Below are 948 nucleotides of genomic sequence, written 5' to 3'. Positions count from 1 at the left end.
GGCGCGGCGCGCGGCGGCGCGCGACCGGTGCCCGCGCGCACGGGCGGGCGCCGGGCTCCTCGCGCGCGGGGCCTGGCCCGTGCTCCGACGGGGCCCCGGCGCGCACGACACGCGTCCGGCGCGATGCCGCTCCGTGAAGGGCCTCGACAAGTGGTTTCGCTGCGCGCAGCGCCCCCGCCCTCTACAACAGGCGCTTCACCGGCGCCCGCAGCGGGCGCGCTCGACGGGAGGTGGACATGGCAGTTCGCGGCTCAGCCGTCGCGGGGCTCGCCCTCGCGCTCCTCGCCGCCCGCGCAGAGGCGCGGGAGGTGGCGCCGCGTCCGGCGGTGGGGGCGCCGTCCACGGAGCAGGCGCTGAGCGCCGGCGGCCTCGTGGGGTTCGAGTTCGCGAGCGGCACGACCGGCTTCGGGCTGCGGCTGGACGGCGAGCTGCCCGTCCAGGCGCTGGGTCCGAGGATGAACCTCAGCGCCCTGGGCTCGCTCGGGTTCACGCGCTTCTCGGACTCGACCTCGACGGGAGTCGGGGACTACTCGCAGGCCACCAACATCTTCAAGCTCGTGCCGGCGGCGCGCTTCACGCTCCCGCTCGCGCCTGCCGTCGCGGTGTACGGCGACGCGGGGCTCGGGCTGTACTGGGCGCGGTCGACCATCGACACGCCGTTCGGGAGCTCCTCGGATAGCGCGGTGGGCGTCACGATGCGCCTCGCGGCGGGCGCTCTCTACCACGTGAACGACAAGCTCCGGGTCGGCGTGGAGCTCGGCTGGAACCCGTACTTCGGCGACTTCTCGGAGGACACCATCAGCGTGCTCGCCGCGCTGATGGTCCGGCTGTAGCGCGCGGCGCGCCGCGGCGGCGAGCTCACCCCGCCGCGCGCGCGTCGCCGTCCAGGCCCGCCTCCGCGGGCGCGCCCGCGAGGCCGGCCTCGTCCCCGAACGCGCGCGCGACGCG

Annotated in this window: 1 protein-coding gene; it reads left to right on the top strand. The window is 76.9% G+C overall.

Annotated elements, in window-relative coordinates; genetic code table 11:
- The first annotated feature begins 236 nt into the window (after positions 1-236).
- Positions 237-833, top strand: coding sequence for an outer membrane beta-barrel protein (locus MNZ29_RS24095; RefSeq protein WP_242357116.1), 597 nt, complete (start codon positions 237-239; stop codon positions 831-833).
- Positions 834-948 lie beyond the last annotated feature (115 nt).

It is taken from the genome of Anaeromyxobacter sp. SG64, from assembly GCF_022690745.1.
Lineage (GTDB): Bacteria > Myxococcota > Myxococcia > Myxococcales > Anaeromyxobacteraceae > Anaeromyxobacter > Anaeromyxobacter soli.
The sequence above is the reverse complement of the archived record's forward strand: the minus strand, read 5'-3'. Positions and strand labels throughout refer to the sequence as shown.